This is a genomic window from Streptomyces sp. NBC_00009 (assembly GCF_045040855.1).
Classification (GTDB): Bacteria; Actinomycetota; Actinomycetes; order Streptomycetales; family Streptomycetaceae; genus Streptomyces; species Streptomyces aureus.
In genome coordinates, this window is the sequence record NZ_CP108312.1 from 8,010,907 (window position 1) to 8,028,508 (window position 17,602).

19 protein-coding genes and 1 pseudogene are annotated in these 17,602 nt (G+C 69.9%); 10 read left to right on the forward strand and 10 right to left on the reverse strand.

Translation table 11 applies throughout. From position 1 onward, the window contains the following. Window positions 1–51 precede the first annotated feature (51 nt). The 4 genes from OHA58_RS36420 to OHA58_RS36435 form a co-directional block, all read right to left on the reverse strand. Entirely contained in the window at window positions 52–594 is a 543-nt protein-coding gene (locus OHA58_RS36420) for a BTAD domain-containing putative transcriptional regulator (protein ID WP_405483954.1), read from the reverse strand. A gap of 414 nt (window positions 595–1,008) precedes the next feature. Next, window positions 1,009–1,569, reverse strand: coding sequence for a hypothetical protein (locus tag OHA58_RS36425; RefSeq protein WP_405483955.1), 561 nt, complete (start codon window positions 1,567–1,569; stop codon window positions 1,009–1,011). Window positions 1,570–1,674: 105 nt separating this feature from the next. Continuing rightward, window positions 1,675–3,117: an ATP-binding protein gene (locus OHA58_RS36430; RefSeq protein WP_405483956.1), complete on the reverse strand. Its 1,443-nt coding sequence runs from the start codon at window positions 3,115–3,117 to the stop codon at window positions 1,675–1,677. Further along, window positions 3,114–3,791 carry a response regulator transcription factor gene (locus OHA58_RS36435; protein WP_405483957.1) on the reverse strand — a complete coding sequence of 226 codons (678 nt, stop codon included), beginning with the start codon at window positions 3,789–3,791 and terminating at the stop codon, window positions 3,114–3,116. The genes OHA58_RS36430 and OHA58_RS36435 overlap by 4 nt, the downstream gene beginning before the upstream one ends. 64 nt (window positions 3,792–3,855) lie before the next feature. Between OHA58_RS36435 and OHA58_RS36440 the strand changes: the two genes are divergently transcribed. The 4 genes from OHA58_RS36440 (at window position 3,856) to OHA58_RS36455 (ending at window position 7,912) form a co-directional block, all read left to right on the forward strand. After that, window positions 3,856–5,010, forward strand: coding sequence for a UDP-N-acetylglucosamine--N-acetylmuramyl-(pentapeptide) pyrophosphoryl-undecaprenol N-acetylglucosamine transferase (locus OHA58_RS36440; protein WP_405483958.1), 1,155 nt, complete (start codon window positions 3,856–3,858; stop codon window positions 5,008–5,010). Then, entirely contained in the window at window positions 5,007–6,011 is a 1,005-nt protein-coding gene (locus OHA58_RS36445) for a GDP-mannose 4,6-dehydratase (RefSeq protein ID WP_405483959.1), read from the forward strand. The genes OHA58_RS36440 and OHA58_RS36445 overlap by 4 nt, the downstream gene beginning before the upstream one ends. A 203-nt stretch (window positions 6,012–6,214) precedes the next feature. Then, window positions 6,215–7,213, forward strand: a complete 999-nt coding sequence (locus tag OHA58_RS36450; RefSeq protein ID WP_405483960.1) for a class I SAM-dependent methyltransferase — start codon at window positions 6,215–6,217, stop codon at window positions 7,211–7,213. Between the two features lie 135 nt (window positions 7,214–7,348). Next, a complete protein-coding gene (locus OHA58_RS36455) occupies window positions 7,349–7,912 on the forward strand; it encodes a dihydrofolate reductase family protein (protein WP_405483961.1) in 564 nt (187 codons plus the stop codon). 44 nt (window positions 7,913–7,956) lie between these two features. Here the strand turns inward: OHA58_RS36455 and OHA58_RS36460 are convergent, their stop codons facing one another. The 3 genes and pseudogenes from OHA58_RS36460 to OHA58_RS36470 form a co-directional block, all read right to left on the reverse strand. Next, complete coding sequence (locus tag OHA58_RS36460) at window positions 7,957–8,301, reverse strand: VOC family protein (protein ID WP_405483962.1); 345 nt, start codon at window positions 8,299–8,301, stop codon at window positions 7,957–7,959. 131 nt (window positions 8,302–8,432) lie between these two features. Next, a pseudogene (locus OHA58_RS36465) lies at window positions 8,433–9,946 on the reverse strand (serine hydrolase domain-containing protein). Between the two features lie 92 nt (window positions 9,947–10,038). Then, on the reverse strand, window positions 10,039–10,863 hold the full coding sequence (locus OHA58_RS36470) for a hypothetical protein (RefSeq protein ID WP_405483963.1): 825 nt from the start codon (window positions 10,861–10,863) through the stop codon (window positions 10,039–10,041). 112 nt (window positions 10,864–10,975) lie between these two features. Here OHA58_RS36470 and OHA58_RS36475 point away from each other — a divergent pair, with 112 nt between their 5' ends. From OHA58_RS36475 to OHA58_RS36495, 5 genes are all read left to right on the forward strand, one after another. After that, the gene (locus tag OHA58_RS36475; RefSeq protein ID WP_405483964.1) at window positions 10,976–11,599 is read left to right on the forward strand and encodes a TetR/AcrR family transcriptional regulator; all 624 of its coding nucleotides are present in this window, start codon (window positions 10,976–10,978) and stop codon (window positions 11,597–11,599) included. Window positions 11,600–11,744: 145 nt separating this feature from the next. Continuing rightward, on the forward strand, window positions 11,745–12,218 hold the full coding sequence (locus tag OHA58_RS36480; RefSeq protein ID WP_405483965.1) for a carboxymuconolactone decarboxylase family protein: 474 nt from the start codon (window positions 11,745–11,747) through the stop codon (window positions 12,216–12,218). 206 nt (window positions 12,219–12,424) lie between these two features. Further along, complete coding sequence (locus OHA58_RS36485; RefSeq protein WP_405485363.1) at window positions 12,425–12,973, forward strand: YciI family protein; 549 nt, start codon at window positions 12,425–12,427, stop codon at window positions 12,971–12,973. 110 nt (window positions 12,974–13,083) lie between these two features. Continuing rightward, window positions 13,084–13,965 carry a hypothetical protein gene (locus tag OHA58_RS36490; protein ID WP_405483966.1) on the forward strand — a complete coding sequence of 294 codons (882 nt, stop codon included), beginning with the start codon at window positions 13,084–13,086 and terminating at the stop codon, window positions 13,963–13,965. Between the two features lie 101 nt (window positions 13,966–14,066). Beyond that, window positions 14,067–14,756 carry an HAD family hydrolase gene (locus tag OHA58_RS36495; RefSeq protein ID WP_405483967.1) on the forward strand — a complete coding sequence of 230 codons (690 nt, stop codon included), beginning with the start codon at window positions 14,067–14,069 and terminating at the stop codon, window positions 14,754–14,756. Between the two features lie 440 nt (window positions 14,757–15,196). On the opposite strand, the gene OHA58_RS36500 is transcribed toward OHA58_RS36495, so the two are convergent. Beyond that, complete coding sequence (locus tag OHA58_RS36500; protein ID WP_405483968.1) at window positions 15,197–15,916, reverse strand: haloacid dehalogenase type II; 720 nt, start codon at window positions 15,914–15,916, stop codon at window positions 15,197–15,199. A 308-nt stretch (window positions 15,917–16,224) separates the two neighbouring features. Here OHA58_RS36500 and OHA58_RS36505 point away from each other — a divergent pair, with 308 nt between their 5' ends. Beyond that, entirely contained in the window at window positions 16,225–16,788 is a 564-nt protein-coding gene (locus tag OHA58_RS36505) for an NADPH-dependent FMN reductase (protein ID WP_405483969.1), read from the forward strand. Window positions 16,789–16,840: 52 nt separating this feature from the next. Here the strand turns inward: OHA58_RS36505 and OHA58_RS36510 are convergent, their stop codons facing one another. Beyond that, window positions 16,841–17,233: a VOC family protein gene (locus OHA58_RS36510; protein ID WP_116501221.1), complete on the reverse strand. Its 393-nt coding sequence runs from the start codon at window positions 17,231–17,233 to the stop codon at window positions 16,841–16,843. Beyond that, window positions 17,230–17,532, reverse strand: coding sequence for a helix-turn-helix transcriptional regulator (locus OHA58_RS36515; RefSeq protein WP_116502091.1), 303 nt, complete (start codon window positions 17,530–17,532; stop codon window positions 17,230–17,232). Before OHA58_RS36515 ends, OHA58_RS36510 begins: the two co-directional genes overlap by 4 nt. Between the last annotated feature and the right edge of the window lie 70 nt (window positions 17,533–17,602).

A 17,602-nucleotide genomic window follows, 5' to 3' on the forward strand; every position in this document is an offset into this window, starting at 1 on the left:
TGGCCCGTGGTGCCGTCAGTCGGGCGGGACCGTCGGTGGTCAGGTTCGTCGTCATGCGGTGTGCCGCGGTGGACCGGCCTTGCCTGCGGTAGAGGGCCAGGGCGGTGGTCCAGGCTTCGCGGGCACGGGCATCGTCACCGCGCTCGGCATGGATGTCTCCGAGCTTGGACCATGGCGGCCCTCGTCGAGAAGGAGCTCGTTGTACTCGAGACGGACGCCCAGGTGCTCGGCGTCCAGGGTGAGGCGGTATCCGTCCAGCCAGTCGGACTTGAGCCCGGCGAACGGGCGGCCCCGCCACAGTGCCAGCGCCTGTTCGTACCGCCCCTTCGCCTCTTCAGGCGTCCCGGTTCGCGCCTGGTCGACCTCGGACCTGAACCGGACAAGGTCCACGCGTGTCTCGTCCGTCCGCAGCAGATAACCGGCCGGGGTACGGACGATGTCCCATGCCTCCTGTTCGTACGGCGTCACCCGCAGGGCGCGTAGCCGGGAGATGTAGCTGTACAGCGCGGCGGAGGCCTGACGTGGGGGCGTGGCGCCCCAGGCCCGCTCGACGAGCGTGTCCAGGGGCAGGGGACGGTTGACGTCGATGAGCAAGAGAGTGAGGTGCCGGTCCGTCGACTCGGCCTCGCGGCGGCCGTTGGGAGGCGGTGCTGCTCTCCTTGCGATTGCAAGAAAATATCAAGGTCGCTGCATGTCCCGTGGGGGAGTCTGGTGGCAGAAGGGCGTCCGGCAGGGGACGGGCAGGCTCGCGAAGCGCGCCGTGCGGTGTCGTACGGCAGGGGGATCGGCGGTCTGACCGGGGGCGGGGGCGCCGCCGGAGCTGTGTCCGGCTCTCCGCCCACGGGGGTGGCGGGGAGCCGGCCTGACAACTGACGTCACAGGGGGAAATATGCCCAAGATATTCAGTGCCTTCTGGTGACGGCGACTGACGCCTTGTAAGCGGCTAGCCGCCGACAGGGGTGCTCCCCGGGTCGACTCGGTGCGGAACGGCCTCAAGGCTTCGTGCCGTCAGTCGGACACGATGTGGAGGATTGCCGTGCCGTCCGCGCCGGTGACCGCCTGGATCACCACCGCATCGGGCTGGGGGCTCGGTCGGGTGGCGTCACCCGGACCACCGCAGGAGTTACCTCCGCCGTTGCTGCGGAGGACCGTGATGCACCCCTGTCCCGGGCCGGTCGCCCCGCCCTTGGACTGGCCGTTGCCCGACTTGACCGTGTACTTGACCTTGTTCGGGCCGACCTCGGTGACGGACAGGGTCGCCGGACCGGCCGGGCCCTTGAAGCGGAACGTCACCGGCCGGGACACCGCGATCTCGCAATTGCCGTCCGCGCAGGCACGGACATCACGTCCGTCCGCCGCCGAGGCGGACGGCTGCGCGGAGGAGGGCGGCGCCGGTGCGGGTTTCGAGGTCTGACGGCTGGGTGAGGACTTCTCGCCGGCGTTGTTTGTGCTGCCGCAGCCACCCACCGCCAAGGCGACCATCGCGACGAGCGCGATGCCCGCTACCCGCCGATGATGCGAAAGCCCTGCCCGCAGCCTCCCTGCCGATGCCGATGCCGTCGCGGCCATGAAGTTACCCCATGTTCCAGTCTGCGTGCGTTCGGTGTCCGGCAGCCAGTCTTCCCTCTACCCACCGTCATCACGCGCCGCACCGGCCGGAGCGGATACCCGTCTTCACCCAAATGTCAGCCTGAACACCGCCCCGCCCCCCTGCGCCTGCTCCGCCGTCAGTTCCGCTCCGTGGGCCCGGGCGATCTGGCGGGCCATGGCCAGACCGAGGCCCGAACCGGGCAGGGCGCGGGCGGTTTCCGCGCGGTAGAAGCGGTCGAAGACATACGGCAGGTCCTCCGTGGTGATCCCGGGGCCATGGTCACGGACCGTCAGTTCGAGACGCTCGCCCGACCCCGACCCCGACCCCGACCCCGACCCCGACCCCGATGCCGCGCGCCGGGACGCGGTGAGTTCCACCTCCACCGGGAGCCCTTCCGGGCTGAACTTCGCCGCGTTGTCCAGCAAGTTCGTCAGCAGCCTGGTCAGTCGGGCGGGAACCCCCGGCCGTACGGTCTCGGCAGCATCCGGGGCGATGTGCAGGGTGAACGGGGTGCTGGGCCAGTGCGCGCGGGCCGCCGCCACCGCGTGTTCGGCAAGCGCGGCGATCCGTACCTCTTCGAGGAGTGGCGTGGGCTCCTCGTCCCTGGCCAGTTCGATCAAGTCGTTCACCAGGCCCGTCACTTCGCGCAGCTGCCGTGCCAGCGCGCCCGCCGCCCGGTCGCGCTGCGCGTCGGTCAACCGGTCGGCGCGGGCGAGGAGTTCCGCGTTCGTGCGCAGCGCGGTGAGTGGTGTGCGCAGCTCGTGCGAGGCGTCCGCGACCAGGCGGCGCTGTGCCGTCACGGACTGCTCCAGTTCGCCCAGCATCGTGTTGAAGCTCGCGGCGAGGCGGGTCACCTCGTCCTCACGGTCCGGTGGGCCCGGTGGCAGTTCGATGCGGTGGCGCGGGTCGCGGGTCGACGCGATGCGTTCGGCGGTCGCGGTCAGCCTGGCCACCGGCGCGAGTCCGGTCCTGGACACCCAGTAGCCGAGCCCGGCCGCCAGCAGAACGCCCGCTGCACCGATCACGGCCAGCAGCCCGGCGGCCTGGCGCACCCCCTTCTCGACGCTGTCCGAACGGAGCGCGACCTGAAGGGCCTTGTCGTCGCCGAGGCGGGTCGTCAGCATCCGCATGGGCTTGCCGGAGAGCGTGATGTTGCTGAAGTAGGGCGCGCGATCGCCCGTGGCCACCTCGCGGACCGGCGCCGAGACGGGCAGGAGATAGGGGTGGGCCGGGTCCTCGGCCGGCAGGGCCGGCACGATCTGCGCGCAGGCCGGCGCTGACAGGTAGCGGCACTCGCCCGCCACGACCTGCGGTCCGCCGTCCCGGTTCTCCTGGATCACCCGCGTCGCCGACTGCGTCAGGTTCAGGTCGAGCTGGTGGAACATCTCGTACCGGATCACGAAGAACGCCGCCGTGCACATGCCGACGGCGACCAGCGCCACCGCCGCCGAGGCCGCCACGGCGAGGCGGGTGCGCAGCGGCCGTTGCCGCCGCCAGCGGCGCCCGAGCCTGCGGACGCCGCTCATGCCACGTCCAGCCGGTAGCCGATGCCGTGGACTGTGTGGACGAGGCGTGGTTCGCCGCCGGCCTCCAGTTTCCGGCGAAGGTAACCGACGTATACGGCAAGGGAGTTGGAGTCGGGGCCGAAGTCGCGGCCCCATACGAGTTCCAGGATGAGTTCGCGCGGCAGGACCTGTCCGGGGTGGCGCATCAGCAGTTCGAGGAGTGCCGCTTCGGTGCGGCTGAATTCCAGCGGGCGGCCGGCTCGCCGACCCGTACGGGTATCAGGGTCGAGGACCAGGTCCGCGTACTCGAGCCCGCCCTCCGTAGGGGTCGGTGCGGCCCGCCGCAGCAGCGCCCGTACCCGCGCCACCAGTTCGTCGAGCGCGAACGGCTTCACCAGGTAGTCGTCCGCGCCCGCGTCCAGGCCGTCGACGCGCTCGCTCACCGAGTCGAGCGCCGTGAGGACGAGCACGGGCGTACGGTCGCCCATCGCCCGCAGCTGACGGCACACCCCTAGCCCGTCCAGGACCGGCATCATCACATCGAGGACGAGCGCGTCGGGCTGCCAGGACGAGACCGCCGAGAGCGCTTCGAGGCCGTCGCGCGCGCCGCGGACCTCGTATCCCTCGACGGCCAGTCCGTCCTCGACGGCCGCCCGCACTTCCGGCTCGTCGTCGACTACGAGGATCTTGGTCATGCCGTAAAGAGTGCCAAACGGGATTCTTAGAACCCTCTTAAACCGCTCCACGAGTGTGGCCGCCATGCGCACACCACCACTCTCCGTCGTGATCGGTGCGGGCGGCACCGGCGGCCACATCTACCCCGGGCTCGCGCTCGCCGAAGCGTTGCGCCGGGCCGACCCGGACGCGGTGATCTCCTTCGTCGGCACCGAGCGTGGCCTGGAGACCAGGCTGATCCCGGGCGCCGGATTCTGCCTGCACACCGTCGACATGATCCCCTTCGACCCGGCCCTCGGCGCCAAGCGCTACCTGCTGCCCGCGGCCCTGATCCGGTCCGGGGCCCAGTGCCGCGGCATTCTGCGCGCCCAAGGTGCCCAGGTGGCCGTCGGCATGGGCGGCTATCCGAGCGCCCCCGTGATCGTCGGGGCGCGCATGGCCGGGGTGCCGAGCGTGATCCACGAGTCCAACGCGGTGCCGGGCCGCGCCAACCTGTTCGCCGCGCGGCTCACCCCGCACATCACCGTCGCCTTCGACCGCAGCCGCGCCCACCTGTCCGGCGGCAAGGACGCCGACACCGTCGGCATGCCCATCGCCGCACAGCTCGCCACCCTCGACCGGACCGCCCTGCGCGCCGAGGCACGGCACGCCTTCGGGATACCGGACGGCGCGCGGGTCGTGCTGTTCAACGGCGGCAGCCTCGGCGCGGCGCGGCTCACCGAGGCGGCCGTCGGGCTCGCCGCGCGCTGGCGGCACCGCTCCGACGTCCATCTGCTGATCAAGACAGGGCCCGCCGCGCTCGACGAGACCCGGCGGCGGCTCGGGGACTCGCCGGTCGCGCAGGCCGTGCCCTACCTCGACCGCATGGACCTGGCGTACGCCGTCGCCGACCTGGTCGTCTGCCGGGCCGGCTCGGCGACCGTCGCCGAACTCGCCACCACCGGAGTGCCCGCCGTCCTCGTGCCGTACCCGCACGCCCCCGGCGACCACCAGACGCACAACGCCCGCGTCCTGTCCGACGCGGGCGCCGCCCACCTCGTACCCGACGGCGAAACGACCGCCGAGCGGCTCGCGGCCCTCGTCGAGCCGCTGCTCGCCGACCCGTCCCGGCTCGCCGCGATGGGCCGCGCCGCGGACCCCGGAAACCACGCCCACGCGGCGGACCTGCTCGCCGCGAAGGTGATCAGCCTCGCCAAGACCCCCAACTCGCCTGTCCACGAAATGGAGTTCACCTCATGACCGACCACAACCACTGGAACAACCGCACCGTCCTCGTCACCGGCGCCGAGGGATTCATCGGCTCGACACTCGTCGACATGCTCGTGGAACGAGGGGCGAAGGTCCGCGCGATGGTGCACTACAAGCCGTACGCGGAGAAGGGCCATCTGGCGCGCTACCTGAGCGACCCGCACAGCCCCGTCGAGATGATCGCGGGCGACGTGCGCGACGCGGGCCGCGTGATGGATGCCGTGTCCGGCTGCGACACCGTGTTCCACCTGGCCGCGCTCATCGGCATCCCGTACAGCTACGACTCGCCCGGCGCCTACGTCCAGACGAATGTCGTCGGCACCGAGAACATCGCCGAGGCATGCCGCCGCCACTCCGTCCGCCGCCTGCTGCACACCTCCACCAGCGAGGTGTACGGGACCGCGCTGACCGCCCCCATCAGCGAGACGCACCCGCTGCAGCCGCAGTCCCCGTACTCCGCCTCCAAGATCGGCGCGGACATGTTGGCGCTGTCGCACCGGCACGCCTTCGAACTGCCCGTGACGGTGGTGCGGCCGTTCAACACCTACGGTCCGCGGCAGTCCGCGCGCGCCGTGATACCGACGATCCTGTCCCAACTGCACGCGGGCGCAACGGAGATCAGGCTCGGCTCGCTCACCCCGACCCGCGACTTCACCTATGTCACCGACACCGCGGCCGGCTTCCTGGCGCTCGCGGACTGCGACCGGGCGCTGGGCGAGGCGGTCAACCTCGGCACCGGGCGGGAGATCTCCATCGGGGACCTGGCGACCGCGCTGATCGCCGCGTCGGGTCGTGACGCGAAGGTGGTCGTGGACCCGGCACGCCTGCGGCCGTCCGGCAGTGAGGTGCAGCGCCTGCTCTCCGACAACGCGAGGGCGCGCGAGTGGGCGGGGTGGCAGCCCGAGATGTCCCTGGAGGACGGACTGAGGCGGACGTCGCAGTGGGTGGCCGAGAACATGGCGCTGTTCGCGACGGACCGGTACCAGGTCTGAATCAGGGGGCCGGTACCAGGCCGGAGCCAGGGGGTGGGGTGTGGTGTGTCCGGTGGCTGGGGGAGGGCTGGTCGTCGGGTGACCGGCCGCGTGAGGCGCGCGAGGCCGTGATCCCTTGCGCATGAGGCCGTCGAGTGAGGGATCTTCTTGCGTCATAGGCAAGGACTTATGCGCTGAACGAAATGGCGCGTACGGTCGATGCCATGACGCACCCCACGCCCGCACCGCACGGTTCCCCCGCACACTCCCAGCCGCACGGGCATGGGTCCCATGAGGTCGGCCACGGCGCCCACGACTCCCATGGTCACGGCACACATGCGCAGGAAAGCCACGGCACACATGCGCAGGAAAGCCACGGCACACATGCGCATGAGCATGAGCAGGACGGCCTCGCGGAACTGCTCGACCTCGATGCCGAACTGTTCGCGCCCTACCTCGCTGCCTCGATGCGTTCCATCGCCGAAGTGGCCGGGGACGACGTCAAGCGGGTCGTGGACCTCGGTGCCGGTAGCGGCACCGGAACGTTCGCCCTGCTGAAGCAGTTCCCCTCCGCCCAGGTGACGGCCGTGGACAGCTCCGCTCACATGCTGGAACAGCTGACCCGAACCGCCGCCGCCAAGAACCTGGACTCGCGCGTCCACCCGCTGGAAGCGGACGCCGGTACGAGCCTTCCGGGCGTCACTGACGCGGACCTCGTATGGGCCTCCGCCTCCATGCACCACATGGACGACCCCACGGCGACCCTCGACATCATCTTCAAGGCGCTGCGCCCGGGCGGACTGCTGGCCATCGCCGAACTGGACGGGATGCCACGTTTCCTCGCCGACGACGCTGTACCGGAGCGCCCCGGACTGGAAGGCCGCTGCCGCGAGGCGCTGACGACGCTGCACGACGAAGAGGTACCCCATATGGGAGCCGACTGGGGCGCACTGCTCGCATCGGCCGGATTCACCCTTGAGGACGAACGCACGGAGAGTCTCGAACTGCGCCCGCAGTCGGGCGGCAGCGCCGGGCTCTACGCGCACGGGACGCTCAGCCGCATCCGCGGCGCACTGGTCGGCCGCATCGATCCGGCCGACCTGGAAGCGTTGGACACCCTGGTGAACGGGGGTCTGGTGGACGTACGCCATCGCGACGACCTGGTGGTGCGCTCCACGCGCCAGCTCTGGATCGCACGCCGCCCCACGGACAGCGGCTCGTAGCGACCCGGAGGAGCGAGCGACATGGTTGGCTGAACAGGTCGAATCACGCGATGCCGCTCCGACGTCTCTACTGGAGGCCATGGCCGATGGGAGCGGACGTGGCACGGAAGGTGCGAGCCGTTCGGAGGTATGGCCATGCAGACACTCACCGTCGATGTGTTCGTCTCGGTTGACGGGTATGCCGGCAGCGCGACATCGCCCGCCTACTTCGGCTACGACGGGCCCATGCTCGAGGAGTGGATCCGCGAGGAGATGGCCGGGCCGCAGCTGGTGCTCATGGGGCGGCGCACCTACGAGGCCCTCGCGGGTCTCTCCGGCGAGACGGGGGGCGCCGGCACGGACCCGGTGCCCGGTGTGGACAAGGTCGTCTTCTCGTCGACGCTGAAGACGGTCTCCTGGCAGGACACACGTGTGTGCCATGACGACCTGATCGCCGAGGTCACCCGGCTCAAGAGCGAGGGCCATGTGCCCCTGCGGACCATGGGCAGTCTGTCCGTGGTCCGGCAACTCCTCGAAGCGGGCCTCGTGGACCGGCTGAGGCTGACGACCTTTCCGCTGCTCGTGGGGGAGTCGGGCCGCGAGCCGTTGTTCGCCGGTGTGGGGTCGGCCGACCTGGAGCTGGTGAGCCATCATGACCTGGACGGCAGGGTGCTGGTGATGGAGTACCGACCCACGGGACGCGCCATTCCACGGGCCTGACGGGCAGCCCACCCGGCCCTGGCCACCCGGCCCTGGAGAGGTCGTCAGAGGTTGTGGGCTGTTTCGTGGCGCGGTTGGTAGAGGCCCAGCTCGCCGCCGCCCGGCAGCCGGATCCCGGTCTTGAGGCCCCAGCCGGCGTTCGTGACCGGGGCGCACTTGACCCCTTTCGCCGAGAGCTCATCGACCGTCGCATTGACGTCATCGCACATCAGGTACAGCTCGTGTGACGGTGCGTCGGAGGGATGGACTGCCACTTCGGCCGGAGGCAGCTTGAAGATGAGCCAGCCGTCGCCGGCATCGACGTGCGGATACCCCAGGACATCCCTGAAGAAGGCGCGGTCCGCCTCCGCGTCCTGGCTGTAGATGATGACGTGAGCGCCGTTGATCATGCGTGCAGCGTACTTACCGCTGGGGACGGAGCGCGGATATGACGCCGTGTCTGCGGCGGCGAGGTCCTGGGGGCCCATGCGCGCAGTCGGTGCGGTCGACGGTCGGCCACCGGCCGCACCGACTGACGCGTCTACGCCGCCTTGGCCGTCGCCCGTACGCCGAAGTGGACGTACCGGCTGCCGTCGGCGAGTGCGTAGAACACCACCGGTATCCACGCGTCCTTCTCGTTGCGGCGCCCGGCGTACACCGTCTTCGCCGGTGTGTGCGAGACCGGGGTCAGGTGCCAGAGCAGCGGGTCGAACGTGCCCTTCAGACCGTCCGCGCCCTCGTACGTCAGCCGCAGCGTGCCCGGGCCGTCGTCGCCGTCGGCGATGGTCATGAGAAAGCCCTCGCGCTTGTAGCCGCCCTTGAACGGCGCCGTGTCCACGGCCAGGGGCTCGGAGGCCGGCGCGAACCCGGGCATGGCCACCCGGGCGAGTTCGGCGCACAGTTCCCGGCAGAGCGCCTCGAAGACCTTGGGCGCGGCGCCGCCGCCGTTGGTCAGCAGAGCGATGGCGAGACCCTTCTCCGGCAGGGCGCGCAGATAGGCGAGCTGACCGAACGTGCTCCCGTCGTGGCCGAAGCCGCGTACACCGTCCCACTCGAACAGGCCCCAGCCCAGGCCCCAGTGAGCCCCGAGGAACCACTGGTCGGGCATCTCGACCTCGCGGGTCAGCGTCGATTCGACCACGGAGGCCGGGAAGACCCGGGTGCCGTCCGGCGCGGTGCCGCCGTCCACGAAGATCTGGGCGAACCGCGCCACGTCGGCGGCGGTCGCACAGATCCCGCCGTACGGACCGGCGGAGCGCGGCAGCATGTTCCACAGAGGCGTGGGAACAGGGCTCTCGCCGGGCTCGCCCATGTGCCCCATCGCGGCGCGGAAGCGCAGCACCTCCTCGGGCAGGGTCATGGTGTGCTCGAGCCCGAGCGGGTCGCAGAGCAGCTCCTTGAGCGCCTCGTCCCAGGTCTGGCCGGTCACGACTTCGATGATCCGGCCGAGGACGTTGTAGGCGGTGCTCGAGTAGGACATGGTGGCGCCGGGCGGGTTCGTCAGACCGACGCTGCCCACGCCCTCGATGTACCGGGCCAGGCAGTCGTCCCCGCGACCGGTGTCGTTGACGTAGTCGCCCTCGATGCCGCTGGTGTGTTGAGCAGGTGGCGCGGCGTGATCGTCGTGGTCGCGTCGGCGTCGGCGACCGCGAAGTCCGGCAGGACGTCGGTGACCGGCGCGTCGAGGTCCAGCTTCCCGGCGTCGGCGAGCAGGACCACCATGGCGGCTGTTTAGCCCTTGCTGACGGATCCGATCTGGAACACGGAGTCCAAAGTCGCCTCGACGCCGGTGCCGGTGTGCAGGATGCCTGCGGCCAGTTCGTGGATCTCGCCGTCGGCGAGCATGGCCAGGGTGGCGCCGGGGATGTGGTGAGCGGCGAGGAGTTCGCCGAGCCGGGCCTGCCAGCGGGCGCTGTCGAACGACGGGGCGGCGCCGTCGTCCACGCCCAGCGCCCGGTTGACCGTACGGGTCACATCGCGCTCGGTCTGTTCCATGATCTCGGCCACCTCCTGGTCGCCGAGCTTCGACACTTCCCGGCGGAGGTTTTCCGACATGCTTTCTCCCTCGTGAACACGGTGAACAGTGCGCGTGCGGGCGCGGATGCAGCAGGAGGCGGGGTGAGGCGCGGCTGGGGCGGGACGTCCCGCTACGCGGCGCTCCGGGCCCGCCGGCCGACGAGCCCGGCCAGCGAGGCCATCGTCGTGCGCGGCGGCTGTCGCAGGTCGCGGTCCGGGCGCAGGACCGTACGGAACGCGACCCAGGCGAGTGCCCCGAGGGCGAACCCGTAGCAGGCGACCAGCCCGTGGCCGTTCTCCTGGGTGAACCACATCGCCAGCCCGAGCACGGGCACGGCGAGCGCGAGCAGGCGGTTCTTACTGGCGGTCTTACGGGCAGTCTTGCGGGGCGAGCCCTCGTCGGCTGAGGTCTCGGCGTCGGGCCCCACGCCTTGGGAACCCTTGTCGGGCACCTCGTCGGCGCCACCGCGCAGCAGCAGCGCCGCGGCCAGCGTCGCGCCCAGGAAGTACGTCGCGCCCGAGCTGCCGGCGAAGTTGCGAGGGTCGGTGCTGTGGGAGGTCTGGCCCCACAGCGCGTCGATCCGCTCGGGCAGCAGAATGCCCGCCGCGAACAGACAGAGCGTCAGCGGCGCACCCCAGAACCACTCGGCGAAGCCCGCGACGGCGGCGAGGGTCGCGATGTTCCACGCCGCCCCGCCGAAGCCCCCGTTCTGCATGAAGACCGAGGTGACCACGCGCCACCAGCCGGACTTCGCCGGGTCCGCGTCGAGCGCCCCCATCGCCCCCGACCAGCAGAGCTGGAGGACGACCCCGGCGAGCGCGATCCCGGTCAGGCCCACGGCCGCCCAGGGAATCCGCCGCCCACCCAGCGTGGTCTCACCGACCAGAGCCAGACCACCCTTGAACATCAGCACCATCAGTGCCGCCGTGGTCACGCTGAACAGCACGCTGCCCATCGTCACCACCCCCCTTCGTTCCCCCGTCGATTCGCTGATCGTGACAGTAGCGCGACCGCGGCCATTTTCAAACAGTGTTTGAAAAGCTGTTCGTGCTCGCTAGACTGCGGTCGTGAAGCTGACTGCAGACCGGATCGTCGACGCGGGGATGACGGTATTCGCCGAGACCGGCTACCACGGCTTCTCCATACGGCAGGTGGCGGACCGGCTCCATGTGCACGCCGGCAGCCTCTACTACCACGTGCCGAACAAGGCCGCGCTGCTCCAGCTGATGGCCGACCGCGTGGCCCGGCAGGCGTACGACGCCGGCACCGCGGCCCTGGCCCAACTGCCCAGGCAGGAAGGCTGGCAGGGGCGGGTCACCGCGCAAGCCGTCGCCGTACGGCAGAGCATCCAGCAGCACCCCGGCGGGGCGATCATGCTCGCCGGCAGCCCCAAGACCCTCAGCCCCGGCGCGCTCTCGCTGATGGAGCGGCTGCTCGACACCCTCGCCGAAGCCGGCGTCCCTCCGGAGCACTGCGGCACCGCTGCCGACACCGTGCTCAGCCACGTCACCGGCTATGTGCTCCAGGAGCAGAGCGAGCCACCCGCGACGCCGGTCACCGGCGAGGACATCGCCGCCTTCAACCAGCGCTTCCCCCGGACGTTCGCCGCCGCGGCCGCCCACCCTCCGGACGAGAAGTTCACCCGCAGCCTGGACCTGCTCTGCGCCGGCATCGCGACGCTCATCCCGTGAACTCGTCCATCCCGTGAACCTCGTCGTCGGTGGCCGCTCCCGCAGCGCAGGACGTGGAGACGCAGGTCACATGCGGCCATGTCACAGCGCGCGGAGCCGTTTCGTCATAGGGGTGTAGGCATCGGCAACGACGGAGGAGTTCACGATGAACGCCCGTTTGAACATGTTCGGCAACCCGACGGCCATGAAGGTCTGGAAGCACATCATCGCGGCGAACCAGGTGCTCGCCGAGTCGTCGGTGCCGCACGCGACGCTGGAGCTGGTGAAGATCCGCGCCAGCCAGATCAACGGGTGCGGCGCCTGCCTCGACATGCACACCAAGGACGCCGCTGCTGCCGGTGAGACCTCGACGCGCCTCAACATGGTCGCGGCGTGGAGGGAGGCCACGGTCTACACCGAGGCCGAGCGTGCGGCGCTGGAGCTGACGGAGCAGGGCACCCGCCTCGCCGATGCGGCCGGTGGTGTCTCGGACGAGGTCTGGGCGAACGCCGCCAAGTACTACGACGAGGACCAGCTCGTCGCCCTGGTGTCGCAGATCGCCATCATCAACGCGTTCAACCGCGGGAACGTCATCATCCAGACGCCGGCCGGCGACTACCAGCCCGGCCAGCTGGGATAACTCGGTCCGGACGGACGATGAGGTGTGCCTGGCCCGGCGGTGCTCTCCGGACGACCGCCGGGCCGGCCGGCCTGCCCGATCAGGCTGACCGGCCCGATCAGGCTGACCCGTCCGTTCAAGTGGCCTGCCGTTCAGGAGGCCCTGCTCGCAGGCCGAATGAGGACGACTGCGAGATGACGCAGGGCATGGTGGTAGAGAGTGTGCGCATGGAGTTCTTCTGCTACCACCGCGATCGTCTCGACTCCCTGGCGCTACGCCATGAGTTGCTGGAAGAGCACTGGTCCTACATGGACCAGTACGGAAAAGAGCTGATCGCGCGCGGCCCGACGCTCAGCGGCGACGGTGAGGAGCCGACGGGGAGTGTGCACATCGTCGACCTGCCGGACACCGCCGCGGCACGCGCGTTCGCGTTCGACGAACCCGGCTATCAGGCCGGCGTGTACCGGGATGTGATGCTGCGCCGGTGGCGCAACAGGCTCGGGCGCACCATGTGGGACTACCCCGGTGGCCCGACCGAAGGCAACCGGTTCCTGGTGCTCGGCCTTGGTACGGGGCAGGCCGCCGACCTCGATGTGCCCACCGACCAGGACGACTTGATCGCGTACGGGCCTCTGCTGTCCGACGACGGCGCCACCTGGCTGGGCACGGCGGCGCTCGTCCGGGCGCCGGACCCGGACACGGCATGCGCGGTTCTGACCGTGGGTCTCTACGCCGAGATCGAGGTCCACAACTGGCAGTTCGGCGGCAGGCGGTGATGCCGGCCGTCACCCCGCCTTGATCGCGGAAGATAGGCGAGCCGTGCAACGATTCCGGCCCGGCGTGCGTCAATTATCCGAGAGTTCACTTCGATGCTTGAGGGACGTAGATGCAACGCGAGTGTGTCTTCGGTGTCGCCGGGGCCGTGCTGTTGGCCACAGCCGGCATCACCGGCTGTCAGGGCGACGCCTCGGCCGCGCCGGCCGGCGCGGCGCGGGTCGTCAAGGACACCGATGACGAGGCGGTCATCGAACTGTCCGACGGGCGCCGGGTCTCCCTGCGCTACCAGGCCGGTACGGGCCTGCTCGAACGCCACCGGAGCGCCGGCGGCAAGCCCTGGTCCAAGTCGAAGACGGTCTACGCCACCAAGACCGACCCCTGCCGGGGCATCGACCTGAAGGCAAAACGCGCCACCATCACCGTGCGCGCCAACTTCGGACAGTACTGCCGGGACGGCGAGCCGCCGACGGAGAGCGTCGCCGCCGTCGGCACCGGTGGACTGGGGAAGTGGGACACCCACATCGCCAAGGACTGGGACGGCTGGGACCGGGTCGACATCGCCCGGAACGGGAAGTCGGCGACGTTCTCGACCAAGTCATCGGCCAGCACGACGACGCTCGACTGGCGCGCAGGCAAGGGCTTCGGCGAGGTCGCGACCACGTACAAGAAGCTCGGTGAACGGTTCCTCGGCACCTGGCGCGCCGAGGACGGCAGCCACCAGGTGACCTTCCGGCAGAGCAAGCTCAACGTGCCCGCGTCGGCCACGGTCGAGATGCTCAAGGGCCCCACGTGCAAGGTCCGCATGGACTTGATCAACATCTGGGAGGACCGCGTACAGCCCAGGGGAGCCAAGGTCCTGGAGGGCGAGAAAACCACGTACTGCCCGCCCGAGGAGTTCAATTCCGAGTACGTGGTGGCGACTGCCGACGGGCCGATGGAGGTCAGGAACCTCGGTGACGCCACACCGCTGGTGACGTACCGGAAGTCGTGACGTAGGCGCCAACTCGTGACATGGACGTCAGCGGCGTCGTCCGTTTCCTGACCCACTGCCGGGCTTGCGTACCGGTGATGGGGGAGGCGAGGATCGCTGGCATGGTCAAAGGTGTGATGTTCGACTTTTCCGGGACCCTCTTCCGTATCGAGTCGGTTTCGGAGTGGCTGGGAGCGGTTGTTGCCGAGGCCGGACTCGATATGAGTGCGGACGAACTCGCCGCGTGTGCCGGTCGGTTGACCGAGGCGGGGGCTCTGCCCGGAGGGGCTCCGCCGCGCGCGCTGCCGTCGCATCTCAAGGGGCTGTGGCGTGAACGGGACCTCAGCGCCGAGCAACACCGTGCCGCGTATACCGCTCTCGCCCGCGAGGCGTCCCTCCCGTCGGCGGAACTGGCCGAGGCGCTGTATGACCGGCACCGCACTGCGGCCGCATGGCGCCCCTATCCTGACACTCAGGCGACTCTTCGTGCTCTGCGTGGGCGGGGTGTTCCGGTCGCTGTGGTGAGCAACATCGGCTGGGACCTGCGGCCCGTCTTCCGCGACTACGGTGTCGACGGCCTCGTCGACGCGTACGTCCTCTCCTTCGAACACGGGGTGCAGAAGCCGGATCCGGGGCTCTTCCAAGCGGCCTGCGACAAGCTCGGACTGCCGCCCGGCGAGGTCCTGATGGTCGGCGACGATCGCGTCGCGGACGCCGGGGCTGCGGCGCTCGGGTGTCCCGTTCATCTGGTCGACCACCTGCCCGTCGATCGACGCCCGAACGCACTGCGAGCAGTTCTTGACCTCGTCTAGCGCGTCAAGCTCGTCTAGCGGGCGCGTGGTCAGCGCCGACGGGGCGGCCTCGGTCCCGGTGGTCCGCGGAGGGAGGTGCCGGACGGGCTGTTCGATCAACACACGACACCGCCGACGAAGGACCCGTTCTCCCTGGACTGACCGGGCCTGTCAGGTGTTACGCCGAGAACATCTCTTCCGCCCGGCAACGGAGTCGTCGGACCCCATGAAGCGCACGAACTGCCGGCAGCATCGAAGGCGTTCGCGACTACGCTCGTATGTCGTGAACGCCTACTTCACGACGGAACAGTGCCCCAGCTGCGGCTGCCACACCGACGGCCTGTCCAACAGATTCGCCTGCACTTCCTGCGACACGGTATGGACGTCGGGGGACCCGGACTCGGTCGTGAGCCCTCGCACGAGCGTCATGTGACGGTCGGGCAGCGCTGGTTGGTCAAACCCTATGGTTTGGGCCGGCCGAGGCGGGCAGGGCCGCCCTTGTCGAGTTGGTCGGCCAGGTCGTCCAGGTCGTCGGCGTACAGGTCGAATCGGTCCGCGACGGTGGGCGGGTCGCCGACGGGGCGGGTGACGTAGGCGGTGCGCAGGCCGAAGGTCTGGGCCCCACGCAGATCCCAGGCGTGGGTGGCGACCATCAGCAGCCGCTCCGGCGGTCGTCCGGAGACCGTGACTGCCAACTGGTAGACCGCCGGGTCCGGCTTGTAGGTCCGGGCGTCCTCGGCGGACAGCGCCTGGTGCCAGCGCAGGCCGGCGTGGGCGTTGACTTCCAGCAGCGCCTTCCGGCTCGCGTTGGAGAGTCCGATCAGCGGGTGCCGTTCCGCGAGTCGGGCGAGGCCCGTCACAGTGTCGGGCCATGGCGGGAGCCGTCGGCCTGACTGGGCAAGCGCCGCTACGGCGGCCGGGTCGCCGACTCCGGCGGCGTCGGCGACGAGCCGGGCGGCTTCCTGGTCGAGTGCGTCACTGGTGAGGTAGGGCCGCCCGCCGTCGAGGATGCGACGCTGCTCGCGCTCGATGTGCTGCTGCCACAGCGACAAAAGCTGTTCGACGCGGGGGTTGTCGAGCGACGGGTCGAGTGCGCGAATGCCGTTGCGGATACCGGCGGGTTCGTCGACGAGGGTGCCGAGTACGTCGAAGACGACGGCATCGATCTCCAGCTGCGACATGGGCGAGGTCTCCATGTAAGGGGTGAAACGCCTGATGTTCGAACGTAGCGGGAGGGCCGCAAAGGGGGCAAGCCGCGTTGGACGCCTACGCCTGGATGGCGGATCCCGCGACCTTCAGGAGGGCGGGTGAGGGGTGTTGTGTGCCGGGTGGCGGCGGCGCGGGGATGGCGAGAGTTCGCCGCTTCCGGAGTAACGGCGCCGCTTGCCGTCACGGACAACTAAAGCCGGAAGCAGGGGAATTGGGGCACGATTGTGCGCCGCAGGGGAGCCGCAGCCGGAACCGGCGAACTGCCCGATAGGTTGAGCAGATGCCTACGCTGCCTTCGATCCTGCTGCTGTCCGGAAGCCTGCGCACCGATTCCTCCAACGAGGCCGTGCTGCGCACCGCGCAGGCCCTGGCCTCCCCTCGGGTGCGCACGGTCATGTACGACGGGCTGGCGGCGCTTCCGCATTTCAACCCCGACGATGACGCCGATCCGTTGCCGGTCCCCGTGGCCGGGTTGCGCGCGGCGATCGCGGAGGCGACGGCGATCCTGATCTGTACGCCGGAGTACGCGGGCACCTTGCCGGGTTCGTTCAAGAACCTGCTGGACTGGACGGTCGGCGGCACCGAGATCTGCGACAAGCCCGTGGCCTTCGTGAACGCGGCTGCCCCGGGCCGGGGTGAGGGGGCGGCGGCGACCCTGAGCACCGTACTCGGCTACACGGGCGCCGAGATTGTGGAGTCGGCCTGCGCGAGGATCCCGGTGGAGCGCCGGATGATCGGCACGGACGGAGTGATCACCGATCCGACGGTGCGGGAGCGACTCGGCCAGGTCCTTGGCCTGCTTGCCGAGTTCCACGCACCGGCCCCGAAGCCCGACGAGGTGTAGTCCCGGCCGGCGGCCTCCCGTGCAGTCGGCGGTCTCCCGTGCGGTCGGTCGCCTACTCAGGCTTCGTCGCGATCTGGATCAGGTTGCCGCACGTGTCGTCGAAGACGGCGGTGGTCACGGGGCCCATCTCCACGGGTTCCTGGGTGAAGACCACACCGAGGGCGCGCAGGCGCTCGTACTCCGCCTTGACGTCGTCGACGGCGAACTGGGCGAGAGGGATGCCGTCCGCGACGAGCGTGTCGCGGTAGGGCTTGACGGCCGGGTGGCCAGCCGGCTCCAGGAGGAGTTCGGTGCCGCCCGGCTCGTCGGGCGAGACGACGGTCAGCCAGCGGTCCTTCTCGCCCACCGGGACGTCGTGCTTCTTCACGAAGCCGAGGATCTCGGTGTAGAAGCGCTCGGCCTTGGCCTGGTCGTCGACGAAGACGCTGGTCAGGTGGATCTTCATGAGGTGCTCTCCTCGGGTCCGGATGTGTCGGGCACGGGCCATCGCTCGGCGATGTGGCGCAACGGCGCCGTGTTGAGGTCGTGGAACTTGTAGCGGCCCTCCCGCCTCGTCTCGACGAGCCCGGCAGCCTCCAGCACGGCGAGGTGCTGGGAGACGCCCTGGCGTGAGATGCCGAGCTGATGCTTCATGCTCAGTCGCCCACAGATCTCGAACAGTGTCTGTCCGGACTGCTCCGAGAGCTCGTCGAGGATGGTGCGGCGCGTGGGGTCGGCCAAGGCTTTGAAAAGATCGTCGGCCATGGCCACATGATAGGCAACTCCTCGCTTGCCTATCAAGTCGAGGTGCGCCGTGTCCTGCCGCCGGCTTGCG

Excerpts from the sequence above, each read along its gene's own strand:
- OHA58_RS36425 (WP_405483955.1), bottom strand. The coding sequence starts at position 1,569 with ATGGCCGCGACGGCATCGGCATCGGCAGGGAGGCTGCGGGCAGGGCTT.
- OHA58_RS36430 (WP_405483956.1), bottom strand. The coding sequence starts at position 3,117 with ATGAGCGGCGTCCGCAGGCTCGGGCGCCGCTGGCGGCGGCAACGGCCG.
- OHA58_RS36435 (WP_405483957.1), bottom strand. The coding sequence starts at position 3,791 with ATGACCAAGATCCTCGTAGTCGACGACGAGCCGGAAGTGCGGGCGGCC.
- OHA58_RS36440 (WP_405483958.1), top strand. The coding sequence starts at position 3,856 with ATGCGCACACCACCACTCTCCGTCGTGATCGGTGCGGGCGGCACCGGC.
- OHA58_RS36445 (WP_405483959.1), top strand. The coding sequence starts at position 5,007 with ATGACCGACCACAACCACTGGAACAACCGCACCGTCCTCGTCACCGGC.
- OHA58_RS36450 (WP_405483960.1), top strand. The coding sequence starts at position 6,215 with ATGACGCACCCCACGCCCGCACCGCACGGTTCCCCCGCACACTCCCAG.
- OHA58_RS36455 (WP_405483961.1), top strand. The coding sequence starts at position 7,349 with ATGCAGACACTCACCGTCGATGTGTTCGTCTCGGTTGACGGGTATGCC.
- OHA58_RS36460 (WP_405483962.1), bottom strand. The coding sequence starts at position 8,301 with ATGATCAACGGCGCTCACGTCATCATCTACAGCCAGGACGCGGAGGCG.
- OHA58_RS36470 (WP_405483963.1), bottom strand. The coding sequence starts at position 10,863 with ATGGGCAGCGTGCTGTTCAGCGTGACCACGGCGGCACTGATGGTGCTG.
- OHA58_RS36480 (WP_405483965.1), top strand. The coding sequence starts at position 11,745 with ATGAACGCCCGTTTGAACATGTTCGGCAACCCGACGGCCATGAAGGTC.
- OHA58_RS36485 (WP_405485363.1), top strand. The coding sequence starts at position 12,425 with ATGGAGTTCTTCTGCTACCACCGCGATCGTCTCGACTCCCTGGCGCTA.
- OHA58_RS36490 (WP_405483966.1), top strand. The coding sequence starts at position 13,084 with ATGCAACGCGAGTGTGTCTTCGGTGTCGCCGGGGCCGTGCTGTTGGCC.
- OHA58_RS36495 (WP_405483967.1), top strand. The coding sequence starts at position 14,067 with ATGGTCAAAGGTGTGATGTTCGACTTTTCCGGGACCCTCTTCCGTATC.
- OHA58_RS36500 (WP_405483968.1), bottom strand. The coding sequence starts at position 15,916 with ATGTCGCAGCTGGAGATCGATGCCGTCGTCTTCGACGTACTCGGCACC.
- OHA58_RS36505 (WP_405483969.1), top strand. The coding sequence starts at position 16,225 with ATGCCTACGCTGCCTTCGATCCTGCTGCTGTCCGGAAGCCTGCGCACC.
- OHA58_RS36510 (WP_116501221.1), bottom strand. The coding sequence starts at position 17,233 with ATGAAGATCCACCTGACCAGCGTCTTCGTCGACGACCAGGCCAAGGCC.
- OHA58_RS36515 (WP_116502091.1), bottom strand. The coding sequence starts at position 17,532 with ATGGCCGACGATCTTTTCAAAGCCTTGGCCGACCCCACGCGCCGCACC.